Origin of the sequence: Pseudomonas sp. TMW22091 (genome assembly GCF_022496705.1) — a bacterium.
GTDB classification, from domain to species: Bacteria; Pseudomonadota; Gammaproteobacteria; order Pseudomonadales; family Pseudomonadaceae; genus Aquipseudomonas; species Aquipseudomonas saxonica.
Window position 1 is genome coordinate 140,665 of record NZ_SCFI01000008.1, and the last position, 22,402, is coordinate 163,066.

The following is a 22,402-nucleotide window of genomic DNA, read 5'->3' on the forward strand; positions in this document are numbered from 1 at the left end:
TTACATCAGCAGATAGAGCAGCACGATGTTGACCACCAACATCACCAGCGCCGTGGGTATTTGCGCCTTGATCACGGCGTACTTGTCCGGCAGCTCCAGCAGCGCAACGGGCACCATGTTGTAGTTGGCTGCCATGGGCGTCATCAGCGTGCCGCAATAGCCGGAGAACATGCCAATCGCAGCCATCACGGCGGGGTTGGCATCATAAATACCCACCAGCACCGGTACGCCGACACCGCCGGTCATTACCGGGAAGGCCGCAAAGCCGTTGCCCATGATCATGGTGAACAGCGCCATGCCGAGCACGTAGACCATCACCGCGATCAGCCGATAGTCCATGTTGATGTACGCCGTGGTGACGTGAGCAACCGCGGTGCCGACACCGGCGTCATTGAACAGCAGGCCAAGCATGGCCAGCATTTGCGGGAGCACCATGGTCCAGCCCAGGGCTTCAGTGAGGCGGCGTGACTCGCGTAAACCTTGCAGCGGCGTATCGCGGGTCAGGATGCAGGCCAGTATCAGGGCGACCAGACAGCCCAGCCCCAACGACACAAAGGTGGTGTTCTTCGGGTCGAGCAGCGGTACGCCGGCGATCTGCACATGTTTGAGCAGCACCGTGCCGATAACCGTCACCAGCGGGATCGACAATGCCGGGATGAACAACTTGTGGCCCAATCGCCCGGCGCTGGTGCGGGCAGCTTTGACCGGCAATTCGGCATGCGCGCCGCGACCGACACCGCCGATGCCGGCAATACCCGCCATCACCAGCACGCCCACCCCGACCACAAAGGGCGACAAGCGATCTCCGATCAGAAACACCATCGAGAACAACGCCCAAAACAGTGCGCTGGTCCAGCGCTTGGGATGGCTGCGGTCCGACACAATCATCCCGGCGGTGATCAGCAACAGCGCCCCGGCCAGCCAATAGAAATACTGGATAGAAATAATCATCGGGCCAGCTCCCTGGAGTCGTCAGCGTGGGCAACTTCGGACAGGCTACGAGCCAGCATCAGGTCAAAGCGATAGAGCCGCAGTGCGTGCACGATAAAGGCACAAATGGCCGTGGGAATACCCCAGAACGCGATATGCAGCGGTTCGACATCGAGGCCCGACCCCAGTAAAAAAGTGTGCATCAGGGCAATCGCCCCAAAGGCCACGAACACGTCTTCGCCAAAGAACAAACCGATATTGTCCGTGGCCGCGCACATGGCCAGGACTTTTTGCCGAACCGCAGCCGGCAGTTTGCCGTACTTGTTTTGGGCAGCACCTTCGGCCATGGGCGCCAACAGCGGGCGCACCATTTGCGGGTGTCCGCCCAGGCTGGTCAGGCCGACCGCTGCGGTGGTTTCGCGCAGAAACAGGTACATGATCAACAATCGCCCCACGGTGGCCCGCTGAAAGCCTGCGATCCAGTTTTGTGCGTGCAGGCGCAGACCGTGGCGCTCCAACAAGCCGATCACAGCCAGAGGCAATAACAGAATGAGTTGCAAGGCGCGGGTTTGCAGAAAGCCTTCACCCATTTCGCTGATGATTTTTTCCAGCGGGAAGTTGGCCGCAAGCCCGGTGACAATGGCCGCCGCACTCACTACCAGCAGGGGATTGAAGCGCAGCAAAAAGCCCATGATGATGACGAGCACGCCGATCAATGGCCAAAGATTTACGACGGTTTGCATGAGGGTAAGATCCCTTAGCTGATTGCGACTCACCAGGGCAGGCTGGTGTGAGCAAGGCGAAAGCGGTCAGGCACACTTTCACAAAATCGGTACGCTGCCGGACTCAGCGTGTTTTTTTATTGTTGACGCTCATGGAATGGCGACTGACCCACATGGTTGGGGGCTTTGGGCGATGCGTCCAGTCAAAAAAAGTTGTCGCCGCCGAACAAAAAAGTTTTATCAATCACCGACTTAAGCGGTCTGGCTTGAAGGCACAGTGAGCGTTTACAGTGGCACACTGTTTTCACCGGGTGGGATGTCCTACATGAATATGCGATTTCTACTGACATTCGTCTGGGTGGCCCGCCTTGGCAGCTTCCGACTCACCGCAGAAAAGCTTTCAAGCACCCAGGCGGCCATTTCAAGCCGTATTTCAGTGCTTGAAACCGAACTTGGCGTGCAGTTGTTCTTGCGTGATTCACGGGGCGTCAACCTGACTCGCGAAGGCCACAAAGTGCTGGGCTACGCCGAAGAGATGCTCGCCACCCAACAGCGCTTGCTCCAGTCATTGGGGCAGGCGGACAGCTTTACCGGGCGGTTGCGCATCGGGGTGATGGACACCGTGATTCACAGCTGGCTGAGCGAGCTGATCAGTGCCTTGAGTCGTGACTTCCCTCAGGTCGAAGTCGAACTGACGGCCGACACGGCACTGAACCTCAGTGAGCAATTGCTCAAAGGCCAGCTGGACTTGATCTTCCAGACGGACCTGTTAAGGGCTGACGGGGTGCGTAATGTGCAATTGGCCCGCTACCCGTTGAGTTGGGTAGTCGCACGAAACGGCGCACTGGACAGGCCCTATGACAGCCTTGCGGACTTGTGTCAGGAACGCTTGTTGACGTTTTCAAGACACTCGCGACCCCATCAGGACATGCTCAATTTCTTGCATCAGCACGGTATCGCGACACCGCGCATCAGTTGTATCAATTCAGTGGCAGCGATCATCAAGCTGGTCGCCGATGGCTTTGGTATTGGCGCTTTGCCGCCGGTACTGGTCAGTCGTGAACTGCACAGTGGCGCGCTGCGTGCCGTGGCGATTGAAACGGCACCGGGTTTTTCGGTGTACGCCAGTTGGCGGGTGGGCGCCGGGCTTGAGCTGAACGAAGCGGTGGTCATCCTGAGCCAGACGGTTGTGGCCGATTATCAACGCAGTGTCCTGCCTGAACACCTGATCTTGCCGATCAACTGATCCGTATTTTTTCGTGTTATCTGCGACTGTTATGTGTGCAGCCAGCGGAGCAGAATTACTCACAACCTTTCGAGACAGACCAGAACGTTGACGACACAGCAACGCTCGCATGGGATCAGCTGATGTTCTGCGCCTGTTTTCTTACGAACGTGTAACAGGGGAAATGACATGGGCAAGATGGGATGGTTTCTGGGCGGCTTTTTAGTGTTGACCATTGGCATTGGTTTATTGGCGACCATTCCGCCGGGCTGAAACCGGCCTTGGGCCGGTGAGCGAAGGTAAGCCAGTTCTTTGAATTGCGTAAGTTTGTTCTCCGGCTTAATTCCTGCCTTGGGTCAAAAAGCATGAGTGCTTAACTTTTAATTTTTAATTAATTAAGAGTTGGCCCTTATGTTGAACCGTGAAGTGTTCACACAGTTATTTCCCAAAAGCGCAGCGTCCGTCGATGTTTATTTACCCATCGTGCAGGCCGTCACGCACGCCAATACTATCGACACCCCCCGGCGTCTGGCGGCCTTCATCGCGCAGGTGGGGCATGAAAGTGCCGGTTTTACGGCACTGGTTGAAAACCTCAACTACAGCGCTGACGGCCTTGCCGCCACGTGGGGCACACGGTTCGCGCAACGCGACAGTGCCGGTCAATACATCACGGTCATGGACGGTGGGCGTGCGCGCAGGTTGCCCAACAGCGATGCGCAAAAACTGCACCGTCGACCACAGGCCATTGCCAATCAGGTGTATAGCAATCGTCTGGGTAATGGTTCACAAGCTTCAGGCGAGGGCTGGCTTTATCGCGGCAGGGGTTTGATTCAAATCACCGGTAAGAGCAACTATCAACACTGCAGCCTGGGCTTGTATGGCGACGAACGATTGCTAGGAACCCCACACTTACTGGAGCAATGGCCTGGAGCCGTAGCGTCTGCGGGGTGGTACTGGTCGTCGCGCCAGCTTAATGCATGGGCCGACGGGGAGGATTTCGAAGCACTGACGCGAGCGATCAATGGTGGGCTTAATGGCCATGCCCAGCGTTTGGCGGTGTTTGAGAAGGCCTTGGAGCTTTTGTCTTGAAACCTGGGGTTTGATTGAAGGGCCCGCCCGGCAAGATGCAAAGTGAACCTCTGCTTTTCGCTCAGCGAGCCCCGTCACCGGGTGTTAACTGACGACGCGATAACACGGCACATAAGCCGCGCCGCCGGGCAGTTTCATACGGTGTTGTTCAACGAATGCATGCAGCAGTTTATCCAGTGGCTTCATGATGGCCGTGTCGCCGTGAATTTCATACGGTCCGTATTCCTCGATCAGGTGAATGCCTTTTTCTTTCACGTTGCCAGCCACGATCCCCGAAAATGCCCGGCGCAAATTAGCCGCCAGCTCGTGGGGCGGCAGGTCACTGCGCAATTGCAGGTCAGCCATGTTGGCGTGGGTGGGGTCGAAAGGGCGCTGGAACCCTTCATCGATTTTCAATAGCCAGTTGAAGTGAAACGCATCATTGCGCTCGCGGCGAAATTGTTTAACTGCTTTGAGTCCAGCGGTCATTTGCCGGGCAACTTCTGCCGGGTTGTCGATAATGATCTGGTAGTGCTGCTGGGCCTCATCGCCTAACGTGGCGCCGACAAACTCATGCAGCTGTTGCAGGTACGGCGCAGCTTCTCGAGGGCCCGTCAGGATTACCGGGAATGGCACGTCGCGGTTGTCCGGGTGCATCAAGATCCCTAGCAGGTATAGGAATTCTTCAGCGGTTCCGGCGCCGCCCGGGAAGATGATGACGCCGTGGCCAACGCGCACAAACGCCTCCAGGCGTTTTTCGATGTCCGGCAGAATCACCAGTTCGTTGACGATAGGGTTGGGCGCCTCGGCCGCGATGATGCCCGGCTCGGTCAGTCCCAGATAACGCCCGCCTGTCAGGCGTTGCTTGGCGTGGGAAATGGTTGCCCCCTTCATAGGCCCTTTCATCACGCCGGGCCCGCAACCCGTGCAGATGTCCAGGCTGCGCAGGCCCAGTTCGTGGCCCACTTTTTTGGTGTACTTGTATTCTTCGGTATTGATCGAATGGCCGCCCCAGCACACCACAATTTTGGGCTCGACGCCGGGGCGCAAGGTGCGGGCGTTGCGCAGCAGGTGAAACACATAGTCAGTGATACCCGCCGAACTGCTCAGGTCGATACGCGGGCTGTCGAGACCGCTTTGTGTGTACACAATGTCACGCAGGGCGCTGAACAACATTTCGCGGGTGCTGGCGATCATTTCACCATCGACAAAGGCATCGGCCGGGGCATTAAGCAGCTCCAGGCGCACCCCTCGGTCTTGCTGGTGAATCCGCACGTCAAAATCCTGATACGCCTCAAGAATGGTTTTAGCGTTATCGACGTGGGCGCCGGTGTTGAGAATAGCCAGTACACATTGACGAAAAAGCGTGTAGCTGCTGCCCGAGCCAACCTCACTCAGTTGCTGAACTTCACGTTGGGATAAAGTTTCCAGGCTGCCTTTAGGGCTGACCGAAGCATTGATGACTTGTCTTTGAACCATTGTGGGCTTCCTGTGAGCGGGATCGAAAAGAGGCGTGGCGTGGCGTAGCTGTTTAATCCTTATCAGCGATTCGCATGTGCCGGGCGAGAGGTCCCAACTCTTACGGCTTTGGTTATTTTCACTATCAGCATAGTCGCCGCAGATGAGGCTGGCTGCGGTTTTGCCTACATTAACACTGCCGGCGCATAAGGCCAGTATCGGCCTGTTCGGTTGCCGGATCGCGACAAAGGTGTGAGTGTCTGCGTTAAGCTTGGGTTCAAAATGAGCGTTTATAAAGGGGAACCCAGTTGATCATTACGACGACAAACAGGATTGAAGGCCGCCAGATCACCGAATACCTGGGGATCGTCAGTGCCGAGTCCGTTCACGGCATAAACGTGGTGCGCGATTTTTTTACCGGAGTGCGGGATTTTTTTGGTGGTCGCTCGCAAACCCTGGAGCGAGCATTGAAAGAGGCGCGTGCCGAGGTAACTGATGAAATCCGCGACAGGGCACAGACCCTTCAAGCCGACGCCATTGTGGGGCTGAACTTTGAAATCAGCATGCCTTCCGGGCGGGGTGGCATGCTCGTGGTGTTTGCCACGGGTACGGCGGTGCGGTTGAACTGATGGCGCACATTCCGAGGAAAATTCGACTGCCCTGCGGGCAGCCGAATCATGCGCGCGGAGCGCGCAAGGGAGCGTGATTTAGATCGTAGTGGTAACAGGTGCCGAAGCGGCATGTGTTGAGAGCGCTTGCTGAAGCTTTGCTTCTTGCTCAGGCGACAGGGACGTACGCAGCACCTTGCCTTTGAAGTCTGACTGTTCAAGTTCCTGAAGGACTTTTTCGGGTTGGAATTTGCGCAACAGAACGAACAGGGCAGACGATTCCTTTGGAATGGTTTCGCTGAGGTTTTTGATGAAGTCGTCGTCGATGCCGTAGTCGGCCATTGAGCCTGACAGTGCCCCCATTCCCGCCCCGGCCGCGCCGCCGATGACGAAGCCGGCCAAAGGGTTGAGAAACAACAGGCCGACCAGCGCGCCCCACAGGCCCCCTGTAACCAGGCCCGAGGTCGCACCCAGGGCTTTGAGATTAACGCTTTGCTTTACGTGAACCTTGCCTTCAGCGTTGCGTACAACAATGACGGCATCCTCAAGCTCTACCAAGTGCTCTTTGCCCAACGAGGCTAGTTTGGTAAGGGCGCGGTCGGCTGTTTCAGTATCTGGGAATCCCACAACGATTAAATCTGACATGTCTTTCATTCCTTGACTGTACAGGTCAAGCCCAAGATCGGGCTGACGCTTACGAAGGTGAGTCACACGCTGGACTGTTTGACCTTCTGCGAGGAATGAGCGTGGTCGCTAACCTTTAAACGGTCAAGTCGACAGCAGGATTCTGCGAATGCTTTAGCAATTATGGGCTTGGGAAGGTCGTTGCGGGAGGGTGTACGGGGGTGTGGATTGAGGAGGGCTGGCTGAGCAGCCCTGACACTCAGTTCGAGGGCTGATACCTCGAACGCTTAGGATGGATCTACCTTGTCAGTGGCAGTCAAGCCAGCCTGGATGCGTTGATAAATCTCTTCACGGTGGACAGCCACATCTTTCGGCGCATTGATGCCGATTCTGACTTGTTGCCCGCTGACACCTAAAATAGTGATCGTAATATCGTCACCGATGTTTATGCTTTCACCAACTTTACGGGTGAGTATCAGCATTTTTTTCTCCTTGATGGCTTTGTAAGGCACGTCTCTGAGACGGTGCGGCTTCGTTCATGGCTACAGAATACTGCTAAGTGGATATAAATGCGCCGCTCATTACAGACGTCCTCGCCAAGGGTTAAATTCCCTGAGTGCGGGAATATCTTGGTACAGACCTTTAATAAGGGCGGATTGGATTTGTTCAAGGAGAGCAAATGCACTGTCCCGGTGATAAAATCGACCCACTCAAACAGCTAGGGGAAATGCAGTGCGCAAAGTCATCGTGATGACAGCAATTTTGGCCTTGACGGCTTGCGGTCAGGAGTCTAACGATAAAATCCAGCAGGCTAAAGCAGCTTCTGAACCAACGGTAGCACAGGCGCCTGTTGCTCACTGGGCATTGGAGATTACCGAGGGCCAGCGCGCAACCATCACCGACACCACGGGCAGGCTCATGGAACATGGTTTCACCCCCTATATTTACGAGCATGACGGTGTTAAACATTTCCTGATCGGGCCGTACGCGACCCAGGCTCAAGCCCTGGAGACGCAAGAGAAGATCAAGCAAAAGCCGAAGCTGGACGGCATTGAAACCGACATTATTGAATTGCCCGCCAGCAACTAATTAAGCACAAAGCGCCAAACACAGAGTGAGCTTAACCGCGGTCTGGCGCTGTTATGTTTTATTTATTCGCGGATCTGTCCGGGTGTTCGCCGACGATGCACGACGTTAAGGGCATTAAGGGAATGAGCAATCACAAGATCCAGATTCGTCGAAGCAATGTTGAAAAAATCCTTATAGGCGCAGAGAAGGTGTTTGCAGAAAAGGGGTTTGCGGGGGCTGCAATGGCGGACATTGCCGCTGAAGTTCAACTGCCGCGTTCCAACCTGCATTACTACTTCAGCACCAAGAACGAACTGTACAGCGCGGTGTTACTAGGCTTGCTCGACGTGTGGAAGCAGGACGCACTGTGCTTTGAAACCTACGATGACCCACGTCTGGTACTCAGCAGTTATATCCGGGCCAAAATGAACCATTCGCGCACACGGCCCTATGGTTCGAAGGTATGGGCCAACGAAATCATTCACGGTGCGCCGTCTTTGGGCCTGGCGCTGGATGCCAGCCTGTATGACTGGGCCAAGATGAAAGAAGCGAAAATCCGCCAGTGGGTAGCCGATAAACGCATTCTGGCAGTAGAGCCGGCAAGTTTGTTGTACATGATCTGGGCTTCAACCCAGCATTACGCCGACTTTGATCATCAAGTGAATATCCTCAATGACCATCAGCCCTTGTCTGATATTCAGTTCGAGCGCGCTGTGCATACAGTGACCAGCGTGATTTTGCGGGGGATCGGGCTGGAGCCCTGAGGGTGGAGAGAGCGCGAATTTTCGTCGTTGCTGACGAGGAACGAAGGCTGCGATCGACGGCGAAGACGTCGCAAAACCAGAGACACCGAGGGGCCCCCACTTTGCGAACGCTTCGCGCTCGATCGCAGCCTTCGTCAGCGACTACAGTGCGTTACACCCTCCCTCAGGATGCCACGCGGTAGGGGTTGCGCGGGTCGTGGTTCCAGTCCAGAAACGGCAAACCGTTGTTGTGCGGCACCATCTCGATGCAATCAGCGACGGGGCAGGTGATCTGGCACAAGTTGCAACCGACGCACTCATCATCGATCACTTCATAGCGATGGGTTCCGTTCGCCAGCTTCACACTGGAAATCGCCTGGTGCGAAGTGTCTTCGCAGGCAATATGGCAGCGTCCGCAGCCGATACAGGCGTCCTGATCAATCTTGGCGATCACCTGATAATTGATATCAAGATATTTCCAGTCGGTGGTATTGCCCACGGCCCGACCGGAAAAGTCATCCAGGCTGGTATAGCCTTGGCTGTCCATCCAGCGCGATAAACCGTCTTTCATCTCTTCGACGATGCGAAATCCGTGAAGCATCGCGGCCGTGCACACCTGTACCGACCCACAGCCCAATGCGATAAATTCTGCCGCATCACGCCAGCTGCCAATGCCGCCAATCCCGCAAATCGGTAAGCCTTTGGTCAAAGGATCACGGGCGATTTCGGCCACCATGTTCAGTGCGATCGGCTTGACCGCTGAACCGCAATACCCGCCGTGAGTGCTTTGACTGCCCACCACCGGCAGCGCCACCATGCGCTCAAGGTCAACGCTGGTGATGGAGTTGATGGTGTTGATCAGTGACACCGCATCGGCGCCGCCACGGTGTGCTGCGCGCGCACTGAGGCGCACATCGGTGATATTGGGTGTCAGCTTGACGATGACGGGCAGCGAGCAGTAGGTTTTGCACCAGCGCGTGACCATCTCCACGTACTCGGGTACCTGGCCCACGGCTGCGCCCATGCCGCGTTCTGGCATGCCGTGAGGGCAACCGAAGTTCAGTTCGATACCATCGGCGCCCGTGGCTTCAACCAGCGGCAAAATGTGTTTCCACGCTTGCTCTTCGCACGGCACCATCAGCGACACAATCAGTGCGCGGTCGGGCCAGTCTTTTTTGACCTGAGTTATCTCGCGCAAGTTGATTTCAAGCGAACGGTCTGTAATCAGCTCAATATTGTTGATGCCCATGACTTCGCGGTTAGGCCCGAAGTGTGCCGAATAGCGTGAGGACACGTTGACTGCGGCCGGGTCTTCACCCAGGGTCTTCCAGACCACACCGCCCCAGCCCGCCTCGTATGCGCGCACCACGTTGTAGGCTTTGTCGGTCGGCGGGGCAGAGGCCAGCCAGAAAGGGTTAGGCGCTTTGATGCCGGCGAAGTTAATCGAAAGATCGGCCATTTACGCAGCCTCCTGATTGAGCATGAGTTGGGCATGAATGGCTTCAGCAGCAAGCTTGCCGTGTTGTACAGCCTGTACGGTCAGGTCTTGACCCAGCGATGTGCAGTCGCCACCGGCGTACACCCCGGCCACGCTGGTGCGCAATTGCTCGTCGACCGCGATGCGATCGCCGATTCGGCGCAGTGAATGCGCCAGCGGATCACTCAGCGCCGTTTCGTCAAACGCCTGGCCGATAGCCTTGAACACCGCGTCGGCAGCCAGTTCGAAGGTTTCGCCGGTGGTCTCTAACCGTCCGTTTTCAAGGCGGGTGCGGGCAAAGCGCATGCCGCGTACATTCCCGTGGTCATCCAGTAACACCTCGTCGGGCTGTGCCCACGTCATCAAGCGCACCTGGTTATCTTTGGCGATGTCTTGTTCATGCCCGGTGGCGCCCATGTCCGCCAACCCGCGGCGATACACCAGATTCACTTCCCGCGCCCCCAGACGGGCCATTTGTACGGCCATGTCGATGGCTGTGTTACCGGCACCCAGCACAATGCAGCGCTCGGCCAGTGGTAACTGGGTCAAGTCGTCACTCTGGCGTAATTCGCGGATGTAGTCGGTGGCGGCCAGCAGGCCGGGTGCGTCCTCGTGGGGCAGGCCCAACTGGCGGCTGGCGGCCAGGCCAAGGCCCAGGAAGACCGAGTCGAAGCGTTGATGCAGCTCGCTCAGGCTCAGGTTGTCACCCAAGCGCTGACCGTGGCGTACTTCGATACCGCCAACGTCCAGTACAAATTCCACTTCCTGCTGGGCGAAGTCGTCCACCAGTTTGTATTTGGCGATCCCGTATTCATTGAGCCCGCCAGCCTTCTCGCGCGCTTCGAAAATCACCACTTCATGACCATGCAGCGCCAGTCGATGGGCGCACGCCAGCCCGGCAGGCCCGGCGCCAACCACGGCGATACGCTTGCCGGTTGGCTCTGCTCGTTTAAAGGGATGTTCGCTGAACTGGGCATGGTCGACGGCATAACGCTGCAACAAACCGATCAATACTGGGGCGCATTCCTGCTCGTTATTGCGCACGCAGGCTTGTTGGCACAGGACTTCGGTAGGGCACACACGGGCACAACTGCCGCCCAGAATATTGGCCGAAAGGATTTTATGCGCCGCGCCTTGCACGTTCTCCTGCTGGATATTGCGAATGAACGAAGGAATATCAATGTCACTGGGGCATGCATTGACGCAAGGCGCGTCGTAGCAGTACAAGCAGCGCGAGCTTTCAAGTACGGCCTGTCGGGCGGTCAACGGCGGAGCCAGATCAGTGAACTGGCTGGCCAATACCGACGCATCTTGCTGAGGATGCGGCAAATGATTCAGGGATTTGATCACAGTGAGTGCCTCACGGTTGTGGGAAGCTTCTGCCTCTGTCGGGCAGTGGGTTGTGCTACTTAGCGTTTAACCGCCACGGGGATGTGCTGCTCGGCGCGTTTTTTCAGTAGGTCGAACACCGCCGGGTAGGGCGCACGTTCGATATAACGACCCGCGCCACGCTCTGCCCGTAAATCGCCATCAGCCCATACCACGCGACCCTGGCTGATGGTGTGGCTCGGAACACCGCGCACGGTTTTGCCTTCAAAAATGTTGAAATCGACTTTTTGATGGTGGGTTTTCGCTGAAATGGTGCGGGTGCCCTCTGGGTCCCACAGCACCAGATCCGCATCGGCGCCAACGCGGATCGAACCTTTGCGCGGGTACATGTTGAAAATCTTGGCGGTGTTGGTGGACGTCAGTGCGACAAACTCCTGCATGGACAGGCGGCCCGTGTTGACCCCCTCATCCCACAGCACCGCCATGCGGTCTTCAATGCCCGCTGTGCCGTTGGGGATCAGGCTGAAATTATCGCGACCGGCCGCCTTTTGCTCAGCGCAAAAGCAGCAATGATCGGTGGCCGTGGTGTGCAGGTTGCCGGACTGAAGGCCATGCCAGAGGGCTTCTTGATGGCCGCGCGGGCGAAAGGGCGGGCTCATTACGTAGCCCGCTGCGGTCTGCCAGTCCGGGTGCTGATACACGCTTTCATCCAGCAGTAAATGCCCCGCAAGTACTTCGCCATACACGGGTTGGCCCTGACTGCGGGCGTAAGTGATTTCGTCCAGCGCTTCACGGGTCGATACGTGTACCAGATACAAGGGCGTGCCGATGGTCTGTGCGATACGTATCGCCCGGCTGGCGGCTTCGCCTTCCACTTGCGATGGGCGCGACAACGGATGCGCTTCAGGGCCGGTCATGCCTTGTGCCAGCAACTTGCGTTGCAAGTGATACACCAGCTCGCCATTTTCAGCATGCACCGTGGGCACTGCGCCCAGTTCCAGGCAGCGTTCGAAGCTGGCCACCAACGTGTCATCGGCGGCCATGATGGCGTTTTTATAGGCCATGAAATGTTTGAAGCTGTTGATGCCGTGGTGGCTGACCAGTTCAGCCATTTCTTCGCGAACTTGTTCGCTCCACCAAGTGATTGCCACATGAAAACCGTAGTCCGACGCTGACTTCTCAGCCCAGCCCCGCCATTGATGGAATGCCTCCAGCAAAGACTGCTGAGGGTTGGGAATCACAAAATCAATAATGGAGGTTGTGCCGCCTGCCAGACCGGCCGCTGTGCCCGTGAAAAAGTCCTCGCTGGCCACCGTGCCCATAAATGGAAGTTGCATGTGAGTGTGCGGATCAATACCGCCGGGAATCAAATATTGGCCGCTGCCATCAAGCACTTCACACCCGGCTGGAACATCAAGATTCGTTCCAATGGCGCGGACTAGACCGTCAGCGCAATAAACATCCGCGCAATAACTTTCATCATGGGTCACAAGCGTAGCGCCACGGATTAACAGTGACATACGGAGTTCCTCGCAGGCAGACCGACTAAATGCCGGTTCTAAGTGTTGTTATTACCAGCACGGTGCAGGTGTAATTCCTGTCACTGGTGTCAGGAATGAAATCTAGTGGGTTGTCGGGAAATGATCAAACTTTTTTTTTAATTATTCATGAATAATATAAGTCATTGTTTTATAAGTATTTATCTTATAAATATCCAAAATGGTGCATGCGCTCACCATTTTGACGCACTTGACAGGAATCAAATATAAGCGAAGTTTCTTATGCGAAATCAGGCGTTTGAGGTGCCCTGAGTGGCACGGGATAAGCACTTAAAATTAATAAGCGTGCACCGACTTGTTTCGTTTTGTTATATGAAATTTTTACAAGCGGGTAACACCCGGCGCTTAATAGGAATGAGTGCTATTTCGGCAAATGTTTATTAGCTGTTAAACCAGACAGTTGCACCGTTGAGCCGTGGAATATCGCAAGGACCGGGCAAGTCGGCACAGTTCTTGATTGTGGTTGGCACTACCGGATCAACCGTGTCAGCCAAGTGAGCCATATTGCGTTGAAGCGCAGGGCTTAAAGAACATAAAAAAAGAGAGTGAACGAGCATGCAATCGAGCAGATCACACGTCACCGAACGGGACGGTTTGTACGAGTTGGACGCTGGCCCTGAAGTTCTTGAAAGTCCTCGCTATAACCACGACATGGCGCCTACCAAAGTTCATGAGCGCACCTGGAATAAATGGCATATCACGGCGTTATGGGTCGGTATGTCTATATGTGTGCCCACCTATACATTGGGCGGTGTATTAACGGCTTACTTCGGTCTAAGTGTGGGCGAGGCATTGCTGGCCATCTTGTTGGCCAATATCGTCGTTTTGATCCCCCTGACACTCAATGCTTTTCCCGGTACAAAATACGGCATTCCCTTTCCTGTTTTACTCCGTTCTTCTTTCGGCATTATCGGCTCCAATGTTCCCTGCCTGATTCGCGCGCTGGTGGCGTGTGGCTGGTTCGGCATTCAAACGCTATTTGGCGGTTTGGCCATTCACCTGTTTCTGGGGTCGGTATTCGAAGGCTGGAAAAGTTTGGGCGGGACCGGTGAAGTGATCGGCTTCATGATTTTTTGGGCGCTCAATCTGTGGGTCGTGTTGCGCGGTGCCGAGTCGATCAAATGGCTCGAAACCCTGTCCGCACCCTTGCTGGTGCTGGTGGGTATCGGTTTGCTGGTCTGGGCCTTGCCTAACGTGTCGATGACCGAGTTGATGGCTCAACCACCCAAGCGCCCTGAAGGAGCCAGTGTGTATGGCTATTTCTTTGCCGGCTTGACCGCCATGGTCGGCTTTTGGGCGACTCTGTCGCTGAATATTCCGGATTTCAGCCGTTACGCTAAAAGCCAGAAAGACCAGATTCTGGGGCAGGTCTTGGGCTTGCCACTGACCATGTTCCTGTTTGCGGCGTTGGGTGTGGTGTTGACCGCGGCCTCCGAAAAACTGGTGGGCGTGACTGTTTCAGATCCAGTGAGCCTGATCGGCCACATCCAGAGTCCGGGCTGGGTGGCGCTGGCCATGGCCTTGATCATCATCGCGACGTTGTCGACCAACACCGCAGCCAACATCGTTTCACCCACCAACGACTTCCAGAACATTGCGCCCAAGCTGATTAACCGCACCAAAGCCGTGATATTGACCGGTCTGGTCGGGCTGGCCCTGATGGCCCATGAGTTACTGAAAAAGCTGGGCCTGCTGGTCTCGGATGTCAGCCTCGAAACCGTGTATTCCAACTGGTTGCTGGGCTACTCCAGCCTGCTGGGGCCCATCGCCGGGATCATGGTGGTTGACTACTTTATCGTCCGTCAGCAACGGCTTGACCTTGCCGGGCTGTATGTCGATGGCGTTTACCCAGCCTGGAACTGGAACGGTTTCATTGCCTTCGGCGTGCCCGTTGCCCTGACGTTGATGTCGCTGGGTAGCAGTTCATTCAGCTGGTTCTACGATTTCGGCTGGTTTACCGGGTCACTGCTCGGCGCTGCCATTTATTACGCCTTGTTCCGCCTGAGCAGCCCACAGACGGCGGCCGTCAAAAACGCTATTTGAAGCATGAAACATTCAATAAAAACTGCCTGAGGAAACCACCATGAACGCAGCACACGACCTTCAGCAGCATCTCAACGGCACCATCAATGGCGAGCGCCTGTGGGCCTCATTGATGGAATTGGCGCAACTGGGTGCCACCGCCAAAGGCGGCGTCTGTCGCCTCGCTCTTACTGACCTGGACCGCCAGGCCCGCGACTTGTTTGTGCGCTGGTGTGAAGAGGCGGGGTGTACCGTCAGCGTCGATGCGGTGGGTAATATTTTCGCCCGGCGGCCGGGCACCAACCCCGACCTGGCGCCCGTGATGACCGGCAGCCATATCGACACCCAGCCCACGGGGGGCAAGTTTGACGGGTGCTATGGCGTGCTGGCCGGGGTTGAAGTGCTGCGCAGCCTTAATGACTTGAATATTCAGACTGAAGCACCGCTGGAAGTCGTGGTGTGGACCAACGAAGAAGGTTCGCGATTTGCCCCGTGCATGATGGGCTCCGGGGTATTTGCCGATAAATTCACGCTGGAGGAAACCCTGGCCAAAACCGATGCCGATGGCGTGACCGTCGGTGAGGCACTGAATGCCATCGGCTACGCAGGCAAAAGAACTGTGAACGGGCATCCGGTAGGGGCCTATTTTGAGGCGCATATCGAGCAAGGGCCGATTCTGGAAGATGAGCGCAAAACCATCGGCGTGGTGCTTGGTGCCTTGGGCCAGAAATGGTTCGACCTCAACCTGCGCGGTGTGGAAGCGCACGCCGGGCCAACGCCTATGCACCTGCGCAAGGATGCGCTGGTCGGCGCAGCCGCGGTGGTCGCGGCCGTCAATAAGGCTGCGCTGGGCCATCAACCCCATGCGTGCGGGACCGTCGGCTGCTTGCAGGCCTATCCTGGCTCGCGCAACGTCATTCCCGGCGAAGTGCGCATGACCCTCGATTTTCGTCATCTGATTCCCGAGCAACTGGACGCGATGATTGCGCAAGTGCGTCAGGTCATCGAAGCCACATGCGAGCAACATGGCCTGAGTTTTGACCTTACCCCGACAGCTGATTTTCCGCCGTTGTACTTCAACCCCGATTGCGTCAACGCCGTGCGCGATGCGGCCAATGAACTGGGCTTGTCCAACATGGACATCGTCAGCGGGGCAGGGCATGACGCCATCTTTTTGGCCGAACTGGGCCCGGCGGGGATGATCTTTGTGCCGTGTGAAGGCGGCATCAGCCACAACGAAATCGAAAATGCCGACCCCAAGGATTTGGCGGCAGGGTGTGCGGTATTGCTCAAGGCGATGCTGGCGGCAGCGACGACAGGTTTTGCGCGGACCCTGTAGCCGCTGCCGAAGGCTGCGATCGAGCGCGAAGCGGTCGCAAACGAGGGCACCACGGTGTGCCCGTTTTGCGACGGCTCTGCCGCCGATCGCAGCCTTCGTGCCTCGTCAGCGGCTACATTGATGCTGTGATGTCAGTTGCACACCACAGTAATACCGTTTCCTTCTGACTGTCTGAGCGGAACTGTCCGACATACAGATGTTTGTTTGCCTTATCTAATAACTCCCCAGTCAAAACTGACGGGGGAGCAGGGCATGTCTCCTTCGTATTCCGAGGAGAGACACGGATGCCGCCAACTTCCCCCCCGTTACGTATCCGCTTGTCCGTGCCGGGTTTACCCCTTGAGCTGGACGTATTGAAGTTCGATGGCCATGAAGCCATCAGCCAACCCTACCGCTTTGTTATTGATGTGGTCAGCCGCCAGGACGATCTGGACCCTGGACGCTTTTTGCATCAACCCGCCTTTTTGGCTTTTGACGACCATAACAACGGCATCTTCGGCCACATCCAGCAGTTTGCCGTGGGTGAGTCCAGCGCCGATCTCAGTCATTACCAATTAATCCTTACACCTCGTTTGCAAAGCCTGTCGCTGCGGGTCAACCAGCGTATTTTCCAGAACCTGAGCGTTGAGCAGATCATCACTCAGGTGCTCAAGGAACATCACCTGCAGGTGACCCTGGACGTCCTGTTTGAACTCGGCCCTCCCGTTTACGAACCCCGGGAATACTGCACCCAGTACAACGAAGATGACCTGCATTTCATTCGTCGCTTATGCGAAGAAGAGGGCTGGCATTTTCACTTCAGGCATTCCCCCACCGGCTGTGTGCTGGTGTTTGGCGACACCCAGATGAATTTCGGCAAACTGCCCCGGCCCATGCCATTCGTGCCCGCAAACGGCATGGCTGGCCCTCAACCCTCGATCAAGCGCTGGGGCGAACGCCAGCAGATACACACCCGCCGCGCCACCCAGCGCGATTACGATTTTGAGCGGCCCCATGTCACGCTGGAATCGGACTTTCTCAGCGGTCTGCCAGGCACCGTGGATGGCCATGCGCACCTTGAAGATTACGCCTATGCGGCCCACGCCTTGCCTGAGCGACAGCGTCAACGCCAGGTGCAGCGCACCCTGGAGCGTCTGCAAGTGGGCGCGCGTGTCGTCGATGGCAGCAGCGATGAGCCGTGTTTGCTGTCAGGGCACTTGCTGACGCTTGAAGGCCATCGGCGTTACAGCTCCAATGATTTGTGGCTGTTGACCCGGATTCACCACGAAGGTTATCAGCCGCAAGTTTTGCAAGAACAGGCTGGCAGCGCCCTGGACTGGCCGAGTGCGGATTTTCAAGGCTACCGCAACAGCTTCGAAGCCATCCCCGGCGAGGTGGCCTTCCGCCCGCAACTTGAGCACCCCAAGCCCCTGGTGATGGCCGGCCAGACCGCTGTGGTCACCGGTCCGCCCGGCGAAGAGATCTTTTGCGATGCCTTTGGCCGGATAAAAGTGCGCTTCCATTGGGACCGCCGCGGCATCGACGACGACAACAGCAGTTGCTGGTTGCGCACCGTCAGCAGCTGGGCGGGGCATCACTACGGCAGTCAGACGCTCCCGCGCGTGGGCATGGAAGTGGTGATTTTATTTTTGGAGGGTGATTGCGACCGGCCGATTCTGCAGGGTGCGCTGCACAACAAAACCCACACCGTGCCTTACGAGTTGCCGACGCATAAAACCCGAAGCGTGTTCAAAACCCTCAGCTCGCCGGGGGGCGGTGGTTCCAATGAACTGCGCATCGAAGACCGCAAGGGCGCGGAGCACATTTATGTGCACGCCGAGCGCGACCTTCTGGAGCAGGTCAAGCATGACCACCGTCTTGAAGTCGGGCACGAGCAGCGCAGCCAGATTCATGGCAACCGCTACAGCCAGCTCAACGCCGAAGAGCACCACCACGTCACGGGCGAGCGCAAGGTGCAACTGTTGAGCAACGACCACCTCACCGTTGGCGGCAACAGCGTTAACAGCACCGGGCAGGTGTTTGCGGTCATGGCCGGTCAGCAAGTGCACTTGCAGGCGGGCGCCGAGGTGGTCATCGACGCGGGTGCCCGCCTGATCCTGAAAGCGGGTGGGCAGCACATAGTGATTTCCAGTGACGGAATCTTCAGCAGCACCTTGATCCTGCCCGGCGGCTCGTCGGTCAGCGGTGCAGCCCCCGTGCCGGTCTTGCCGGGACTGGCGGGGGAAACGCCCCAAGCCACCGCCGCGCGGTTGCTCGAATTGATGGACACGCAGGGGGTGGGCGACAGTGCTGCCCCGCACCTACCACCACAGAGCCCTTCGCAAGTGTGCAAAGACTGCCTGCAGCGCGCCAGTGAACAGGTGCAGGCCGTCGTTGCTCGTTGACTGAAGCGTTCAGGCGGCTCAAACGCCGTGTCGCCAAAGCCCATTAATGGCGTTCGTGAATCAAGGAGTTTTTATGTATCTGGATGCAAGCGAGTGGTCTGAACACCTGCGAAAGAAAGCGCAGCGCCTGGAGCTGGCCCATCTGGACGTACAGATCGACGGAACACTGTTCAGTGAGTCGCAGCGTGCATCCCTCGCTGCCCTTGAACCCCCACCGTTGCAGGCACTGTTGTTTGAACAGACCCCCGAGCATGCAAACAAGGCACTGGGCCCACTGCTGGTACGTCTGCAACTGGACATTGAAACCCATACCCAGTGGTTAAAGACGTTCACGCAACAGTCCTACAAAAAAGCTGGTGCGCTGAACCTGTTGAGTCGCTGGGAATTTCCTGAACTGGCCGCACATTTGCGCGACTGTACACAGGCGCAATGGAGCGAAGGGGCGTGCACGGGCATTTTGCGTTACTACGATTCCCGGCTGTTTGGCACCGTCAGCCTCATGCTTGATCCCTCTCAACGCCACTATTTTCATGCCCCGGTGATTGAGTGGTTGTGGCTAAGCCGTGATGGCCGGGTTCGCACGGTAGCCGGGCACCCATCAGCCCCCGGTGATATTCCGTCGGCAGTGCTGAGCCTCAGTGATGAACAGATGGGCTATATGCAGGCCTGGACCTTGGCCGAGCAGTGGCACCTTGAGCGAAGAGCATCGGGTCGTCATGGTTTTACAGCGTTCGAAGACTGGCTGAACGTGCTGTTCGAAGGCCATCTGGCCGCGTGGCGCGAGCGCGTACAGGACGCCGACAGAGAAGCCTTTGTTCAACAGTGGCTGGCCACCAACACTCCCAGAAACATGCTTGATCATGGGCGCTCGTGATGAAGCGCTGTCTGCCCGTTGCACTGGTGGTCTGCCTGTTGCTGCAAGGCTGTGTCGAGTCGCGGCCGACGATGTTAGGGGCGCCGATAGAAGGCATCAACCACACCTCAGCCGCCATCAACCGTTTTAGTGTCAACCGCAATGGTGGCCACAACATCGGCCCTTATGGCGGTGGAGGTACGCAAGTGTGTTGCGCTGTGCTGCCACGGCAATGGCGCGAAGGGCTGACGGTTGTTGTGGAGTGGGAGAAGGATCCTTCGCCCTACGATTACGCGACACTGACAGAGCCAATGTTTACAGATGCTTGGCGAGTCCGTATGGAGGAAATGCGGAAAAAAAATACCCAGCACAGTGCAGTCGTTGAAGTGGCCCCTTATCAAGAATTGGGTGTTGTCACCGTGCATTTCCTGCCCTGCGATCAAGTCAAAGTTGCAGCTGGTACGACCTACGCCTGGCTTGCTGAGCATCCTTATCAATATCCCCGCCGAATGGAAGTGCCCAGCACATGCCCGACACCATGATTTGCCGCGTATTTCTGCTGCTGGCGGCCAGCCTGTTGCTGCAAGGTTGTGTCGAGTCGCAGCCGACGATGTTGGGGGCTTCGATTTCTGGGGTTAACCACACTTCAGCCGCCATTAACCATTTCAGCGTAAACGGCGGCGGTGGCCCGAACATCGGCCCCTATGGGGGTGGCCCGGGTAGCCAGATGTGCTGTGCAATGTTGCCGGTGCAATGGCGCGAAGGGCTGACAGTGGTGGTGGAGTGGGAGAAGGATCCTTCTCCTCATGATTATGCGAATTGGTCAGAGCCATTGTTTTCTGATGCCTGGAGTGAACGTATGAAAGGACATCAAAGCAAATACACCCGTCACCGCGCCGTGGTTCAAGTAGCGCCTTACAAGCAACTGGGGCTGGTCACTGTGCATTTCTTGCCATGCGATCAGGTCAAGGTTTCTGCCAGCCCGACCTATGAAGGTCTCAGTGGTCACCCCTATAACTTTCCCCGCCGAATGGAAGTGCCCAGCACATGCCCGACACCATGATTTGCCGCGTATATCTGCTGCTGGCGGCCAGCCTGTTGCTGCAAGGTTGTGTCGAGTCGCGGCCGACGATGTTGGGGGCTTCGATTTCTGGGGTTAACCACACTTCGGCCGCCATCAATCATTTCAGCGTAAACGGCGGCGGAGGCCCGAACATCGGCCCCTATGGGGGTGGCCCGGGTAGCCAGATGTGCTGTGCAATGTTGCCGGTGCAATGGCGCGAAGGGCTGACGGTGGTGGTGGAGTGGGAGAAGGACCCGAATGTGGGAGCTTCGGTGAATTGGCCGCCTTTGGGAACTGATGGCTACCGAGTTGCTTACAAAGAACATGCAGCCAAATACACCCGGCACCGCGCCGTTGTTGAAGTAGCGCCTTACAAGCAACTGGGGCTGGTCACCGTGCATTTCTTGCCTTGCGATCAGGTCAAGGTTTCTGCCAGCCCGACCTATGAAGGTCTCAGTGGTCACCCCTATAACTTTCCCCGCCGAATGGAAGTGCCCAGCACATGTCCGACTCCGTGAATACGCTCGACAAACGCCCGCCAGCAGAACCTCTGGCGATGACCCCGGAATTTCCCTTAAAGGGGTTGTTACCTTCGCATCCTCAGCAGGTGGCCGATAACGGCATCGCGCAGCGCAAAGTGGAGCGTCAGATCGCGATTGAAACCGAGCGGGCTGCGCGGGCTGTACGCCGGTTTTATGTTGGTCCGCCGTGTATGGATGTGCTGAACATTACGCTGTGCTTTGACGGCACCAATAACCACGAGCCGTCAGATAAATTGAGCAAGCCACCTACCACCAGCAATGTGGCGCGGCTTTATCACGCCAGCCTCGGCAACCCTGAAGGCGCATTGCAAACCCGAATCGGTCAGCTGGCTTTTTATCGTTATTACATCCCCGGTGTAGGCACTGAGTTCAAGGAAATTCACGAGTTCGGGCCGAGTGATTCGGGGCTGAGCATGGCCACCGGGGGCGAGAATCGCATTAACTGGGGACTGACCCGGTTGCTGGACGCCCTGAAAGTGTCCTGTCGTGAAGAACCGCTTGCGCCTGCTAATGCCTACGCACTCATCCTGAAAATGGGCACGTCTGTGGGCATGGATGCCTTGGGCGCTTCACTCGTCAGCGACGGTTACGCTCGCCGCAAGGCAGTTCTTGAAGCGCCGATTCGCGAGTTGCAGCAAAAAGTCGAATTGCAGAACCGCCTGAAAACCGCCCCGCTGATCAAGGCCATGCGCCTGTACGTGTACGGCTTTTCTCGCGGGGCTGCCGAGGCGCGTGCGTTTGCCGATTGGCTGGAGGCGTTGACCAAGGTCGAGGTCGAGGGTGAAACCTGCTACCTGTTTGCCGGGTTGCCCATCAGCATTGCCTTTATGGGGCTGTTCGACACGGTGGCGTCCGTGGGTGTGGCGTATCTGGCGCCGTTTGCCAGCGGGCATATGGGCTGGGCTGACAACTCGCTGCAGCTGTCTGATTCGGAAGTGTTTCTGGAGCGCTGTGTGCATCTGGTTTCGGCCCATGAGCAGCGCGCTTGTTTCCCGCTGGATTCGATACGACGCAAAGCGCGACCTGACGATCCGCTATGCCCCTCGACCTATCGCAATGGCACCGTTGAATACCTGTACCCCGGCATGCACTCGGATGTGGGCGGCGGCTATCCGCCGGGGGATCAGGGCAAATCACGGGAGGGCAGTCAGGACGTTTTGTCGCAAATCGCCTTGCACCATATGTTCAGTGAAGCCTACAAAGTAGGTGCGCCGTTGCAGGCACCCAGAGATGCGCTTCATGTTGACCAACGGGAGCGTAGCCCTTGGTTGGTAATGGATGCACAAACTTTAGCCGAGTTTGAAGTCTCCCCAAACCTCATCCAACATTTCAACACCTGGCGCAGCACCCTGATTCCCGGCCCGTTGGAAACCGCCATGGAACATTAG

Annotated in this window: 21 protein-coding genes; 13 read left to right on the forward strand and 8 right to left on the reverse strand. The window is 56.9% G+C overall.

Features of this window, described 5'->3' with window-relative positions; all coding sequences use genetic code 11:
• Positions 1–951: a DUF979 domain-containing protein gene (locus tag EQV93_RS16255; RefSeq protein WP_240891927.1), complete on the reverse strand. Its 951-nt coding sequence runs from the start codon at positions 949–951 to the stop codon at positions 1–3.
• Complete coding sequence (locus EQV93_RS16260) at positions 948–1,673, reverse strand: DUF969 domain-containing protein (protein WP_122782207.1); 726 nt, start codon at positions 1,671–1,673, stop codon at positions 948–950. The genes EQV93_RS16255 and EQV93_RS16260 overlap by 4 nt, the downstream gene beginning before the upstream one ends.
• Before the next feature lie 304 nt (positions 1,674–1,977).
• On the opposite strand from EQV93_RS16260, the gene EQV93_RS16265 reads away from it, so the two are divergent.
• Positions 1,978–2,898 (forward strand): LysR family transcriptional regulator, encoded by a 921-nt coding sequence (locus tag EQV93_RS16265; protein ID WP_122782224.1) that lies wholly within the window; start codon positions 1,978–1,980, stop codon positions 2,896–2,898.
• A gap of 390 nt (positions 2,899–3,288) precedes the next feature.
• Positions 3,289–3,966, forward strand: coding sequence for a glycoside hydrolase family 19 protein (locus tag EQV93_RS16270; protein ID WP_146387119.1), 678 nt, complete (start codon positions 3,289–3,291; stop codon positions 3,964–3,966).
• An 84-nt stretch (positions 3,967–4,050) separates the two neighbouring features.
• Here EQV93_RS16270 and ppnN read toward each other — a convergent pair whose 3' ends face one another.
• Complete coding sequence (gene ppnN / locus EQV93_RS16275) at positions 4,051–5,424, reverse strand: nucleotide 5'-monophosphate nucleosidase PpnN (RefSeq protein ID WP_122782209.1); 1,374 nt, start codon at positions 5,422–5,424, stop codon at positions 4,051–4,053.
• 287 nt (positions 5,425–5,711) lie between these two features.
• Here ppnN and EQV93_RS16280 point away from each other — a divergent pair, with 287 nt between their 5' ends.
• A complete protein-coding gene (locus EQV93_RS16280; RefSeq protein WP_122782210.1) occupies positions 5,712–6,032 on the forward strand; it encodes a YbjQ family protein in 321 nt (106 codons plus the stop codon).
• Positions 6,033–6,110: 78 nt separating this feature from the next.
• Here EQV93_RS16280 and EQV93_RS16285 read toward each other — a convergent pair whose 3' ends face one another.
• Both EQV93_RS16285 and csrA read right to left on the reverse strand, forming a co-directional pair.
• On the reverse strand, positions 6,111–6,656 hold the full coding sequence (locus tag EQV93_RS16285) for a DUF1269 domain-containing protein (RefSeq protein ID WP_122782211.1): 546 nt from the start codon (positions 6,654–6,656) through the stop codon (positions 6,111–6,113).
• Between the two features lie 266 nt (positions 6,657–6,922).
• The gene (csrA, locus tag EQV93_RS16290; protein ID WP_122782212.1) at positions 6,923–7,117 is read right to left on the reverse strand and encodes a carbon storage regulator CsrA; all 195 of its coding nucleotides are present in this window, start codon (positions 7,115–7,117) and stop codon (positions 6,923–6,925) included.
• Positions 7,118–7,367: 250 nt separating this feature from the next.
• Here csrA and EQV93_RS16295 point away from each other — a divergent pair, with 250 nt between their 5' ends.
• Both EQV93_RS16295 and EQV93_RS16300 read left to right on the forward strand, forming a co-directional pair.
• The gene (locus EQV93_RS16295; protein ID WP_122782213.1) at positions 7,368–7,724 is read left to right on the forward strand and encodes a hypothetical protein; all 357 of its coding nucleotides are present in this window, start codon (positions 7,368–7,370) and stop codon (positions 7,722–7,724) included.
• A gap of 122 nt (positions 7,725–7,846) precedes the next feature.
• Positions 7,847–8,467: a TetR family transcriptional regulator C-terminal domain-containing protein gene (locus EQV93_RS16300; RefSeq protein WP_122782214.1), complete on the forward strand. Its 621-nt coding sequence runs from the start codon at positions 7,847–7,849 to the stop codon at positions 8,465–8,467.
• Positions 8,468–8,630: 163 nt separating this feature from the next.
• Here the strand turns inward: EQV93_RS16300 and preA are convergent, their stop codons facing one another.
• From preA to hydA, 3 genes are read right to left on the reverse strand one after another with little or no spacing between them, the layout of a single operon-like run.
• Complete coding sequence (preA, locus tag EQV93_RS16305) at positions 8,631–9,905, reverse strand: NAD-dependent dihydropyrimidine dehydrogenase subunit PreA (RefSeq protein ID WP_122782215.1); 1,275 nt, start codon at positions 9,903–9,905, stop codon at positions 8,631–8,633.
• Complete coding sequence (locus EQV93_RS16310) at positions 9,906–11,273, reverse strand: NAD(P)-dependent oxidoreductase (protein ID WP_240891928.1); 1,368 nt, start codon at positions 11,271–11,273, stop codon at positions 9,906–9,908.
• Positions 11,274–11,332: 59 nt separating this feature from the next.
• Positions 11,333–12,772: a dihydropyrimidinase gene (gene hydA, locus EQV93_RS16315; RefSeq protein ID WP_146425352.1), complete on the reverse strand. Its 1,440-nt coding sequence runs from the start codon at positions 12,770–12,772 to the stop codon at positions 11,333–11,335.
• Between the two features lie 594 nt (positions 12,773–13,366).
• On the opposite strand from hydA, the gene EQV93_RS16320 reads away from it, so the two are divergent.
• The 8 genes from EQV93_RS16320 (at position 13,367) to EQV93_RS16355 (ending at position 22,402) form a co-directional block, all read left to right on the forward strand.
• Positions 13,367–14,854, forward strand: a complete 1,488-nt coding sequence (locus tag EQV93_RS16320) for an NCS1 family nucleobase:cation symporter-1 (RefSeq protein ID WP_122782218.1) — start codon at positions 13,367–13,369, stop codon at positions 14,852–14,854.
• A 40-nt stretch (positions 14,855–14,894) separates the two neighbouring features.
• Complete coding sequence (locus tag EQV93_RS16325; protein WP_240891929.1) at positions 14,895–16,172, forward strand: Zn-dependent hydrolase; 1,278 nt, start codon at positions 14,895–14,897, stop codon at positions 16,170–16,172.
• Positions 16,173–16,456: 284 nt separating this feature from the next.
• On the forward strand, positions 16,457–18,556 hold the full coding sequence (gene tssI, locus EQV93_RS16330) for a type VI secretion system tip protein TssI/VgrG (RefSeq protein ID WP_240891930.1): 2,100 nt from the start codon (positions 16,457–16,459) through the stop codon (positions 18,554–18,556).
• Between the two features lie 73 nt (positions 18,557–18,629).
• Entirely contained in the window at positions 18,630–19,430 is an 801-nt protein-coding gene (locus EQV93_RS16335) for a DUF4123 domain-containing protein (RefSeq protein WP_240891931.1), read from the forward strand.
• A complete protein-coding gene (locus EQV93_RS16340; RefSeq protein WP_240891932.1) occupies positions 19,430–19,951 on the forward strand; it encodes a DUF3304 domain-containing protein in 522 nt (173 codons plus the stop codon). Before EQV93_RS16335 ends, EQV93_RS16340 begins: the two co-directional genes overlap by 1 nt.
• Positions 19,936–20,472: a DUF3304 domain-containing protein gene (locus EQV93_RS16345; RefSeq protein ID WP_240891933.1), complete on the forward strand. Its 537-nt coding sequence runs from the start codon at positions 19,936–19,938 to the stop codon at positions 20,470–20,472. Before EQV93_RS16340 ends, EQV93_RS16345 begins: the two co-directional genes overlap by 16 nt.
• Positions 20,457–20,990, forward strand: coding sequence for a DUF3304 domain-containing protein (locus tag EQV93_RS16350; protein WP_240891934.1), 534 nt, complete (start codon positions 20,457–20,459; stop codon positions 20,988–20,990). The genes EQV93_RS16345 and EQV93_RS16350 overlap by 16 nt, the downstream gene beginning before the upstream one ends.
• Positions 20,975–22,402 (forward strand): T6SS phospholipase effector Tle1-like catalytic domain-containing protein, encoded by a 1,428-nt coding sequence (locus EQV93_RS16355; RefSeq protein WP_240891935.1) that lies wholly within the window; start codon positions 20,975–20,977, stop codon positions 22,400–22,402. The genes EQV93_RS16350 and EQV93_RS16355 overlap by 16 nt, the downstream gene beginning before the upstream one ends.

Bases quoted from the DNA above. Each gene is read 5' to 3' on its own strand.
- ppnN (WP_122782209.1), bottom strand. From the start codon at position 5,424: ATGGTTCAAAGACAAGTCATCAATGCTTCGGTCAGCCCTAAAGGCAGC.
- EQV93_RS16320 (WP_122782218.1), top strand. From the start codon at position 13,367: ATGCAATCGAGCAGATCACACGTCACCGAACGGGACGGTTTGTACGAG.
- EQV93_RS16340 (WP_240891932.1), top strand. From the start codon at position 19,430: ATGAAGCGCTGTCTGCCCGTTGCACTGGTGGTCTGCCTGTTGCTGCAA.
- EQV93_RS16265 (WP_122782224.1), top strand. From the start codon at position 1,978: ATGAATATGCGATTTCTACTGACATTCGTCTGGGTGGCCCGCCTTGGC.
- preA (WP_122782215.1), bottom strand. From the start codon at position 9,905: ATGGCCGATCTTTCGATTAACTTCGCCGGCATCAAAGCGCCTAACCCT.
- tssI (WP_240891930.1), top strand. From the start codon at position 16,457: ATGCCGCCAACTTCCCCCCCGTTACGTATCCGCTTGTCCGTGCCGGGT.
- EQV93_RS16350 (WP_240891934.1), top strand. From the start codon at position 20,457: ATGCCCGACACCATGATTTGCCGCGTATATCTGCTGCTGGCGGCCAGC.
- EQV93_RS16300 (WP_122782214.1), top strand. From the start codon at position 7,847: ATGAGCAATCACAAGATCCAGATTCGTCGAAGCAATGTTGAAAAAATC.
- csrA (WP_122782212.1), bottom strand. From the start codon at position 7,117: ATGCTGATACTCACCCGTAAAGTTGGTGAAAGCATAAACATCGGTGAC.
- EQV93_RS16270 (WP_146387119.1), top strand. From the start codon at position 3,289: ATGTTGAACCGTGAAGTGTTCACACAGTTATTTCCCAAAAGCGCAGCG.
- EQV93_RS16285 (WP_122782211.1), bottom strand. From the start codon at position 6,656: ATGTCAGATTTAATCGTTGTGGGATTCCCAGATACTGAAACAGCCGAC.
- EQV93_RS16345 (WP_240891933.1), top strand. From the start codon at position 19,936: ATGCCCGACACCATGATTTGCCGCGTATTTCTGCTGCTGGCGGCCAGC.
- EQV93_RS16260 (WP_122782207.1), bottom strand. From the start codon at position 1,673: ATGCAAACCGTCGTAAATCTTTGGCCATTGATCGGCGTGCTCGTCATC.
- EQV93_RS16355 (WP_240891935.1), top strand. From the start codon at position 20,975: ATGTCCGACTCCGTGAATACGCTCGACAAACGCCCGCCAGCAGAACCT.
- EQV93_RS16335 (WP_240891931.1), top strand. From the start codon at position 18,630: ATGTATCTGGATGCAAGCGAGTGGTCTGAACACCTGCGAAAGAAAGCG.
- hydA (WP_146425352.1), bottom strand. From the start codon at position 12,772: ATGTCACTGTTAATCCGTGGCGCTACGCTTGTGACCCATGATGAAAGT.
- EQV93_RS16325 (WP_240891929.1), top strand. From the start codon at position 14,895: ATGAACGCAGCACACGACCTTCAGCAGCATCTCAACGGCACCATCAAT.
- EQV93_RS16255 (WP_240891927.1), bottom strand. From the start codon at position 951: ATGATTATTTCTATCCAGTATTTCTATTGGCTGGCCGGGGCGCTGTTG.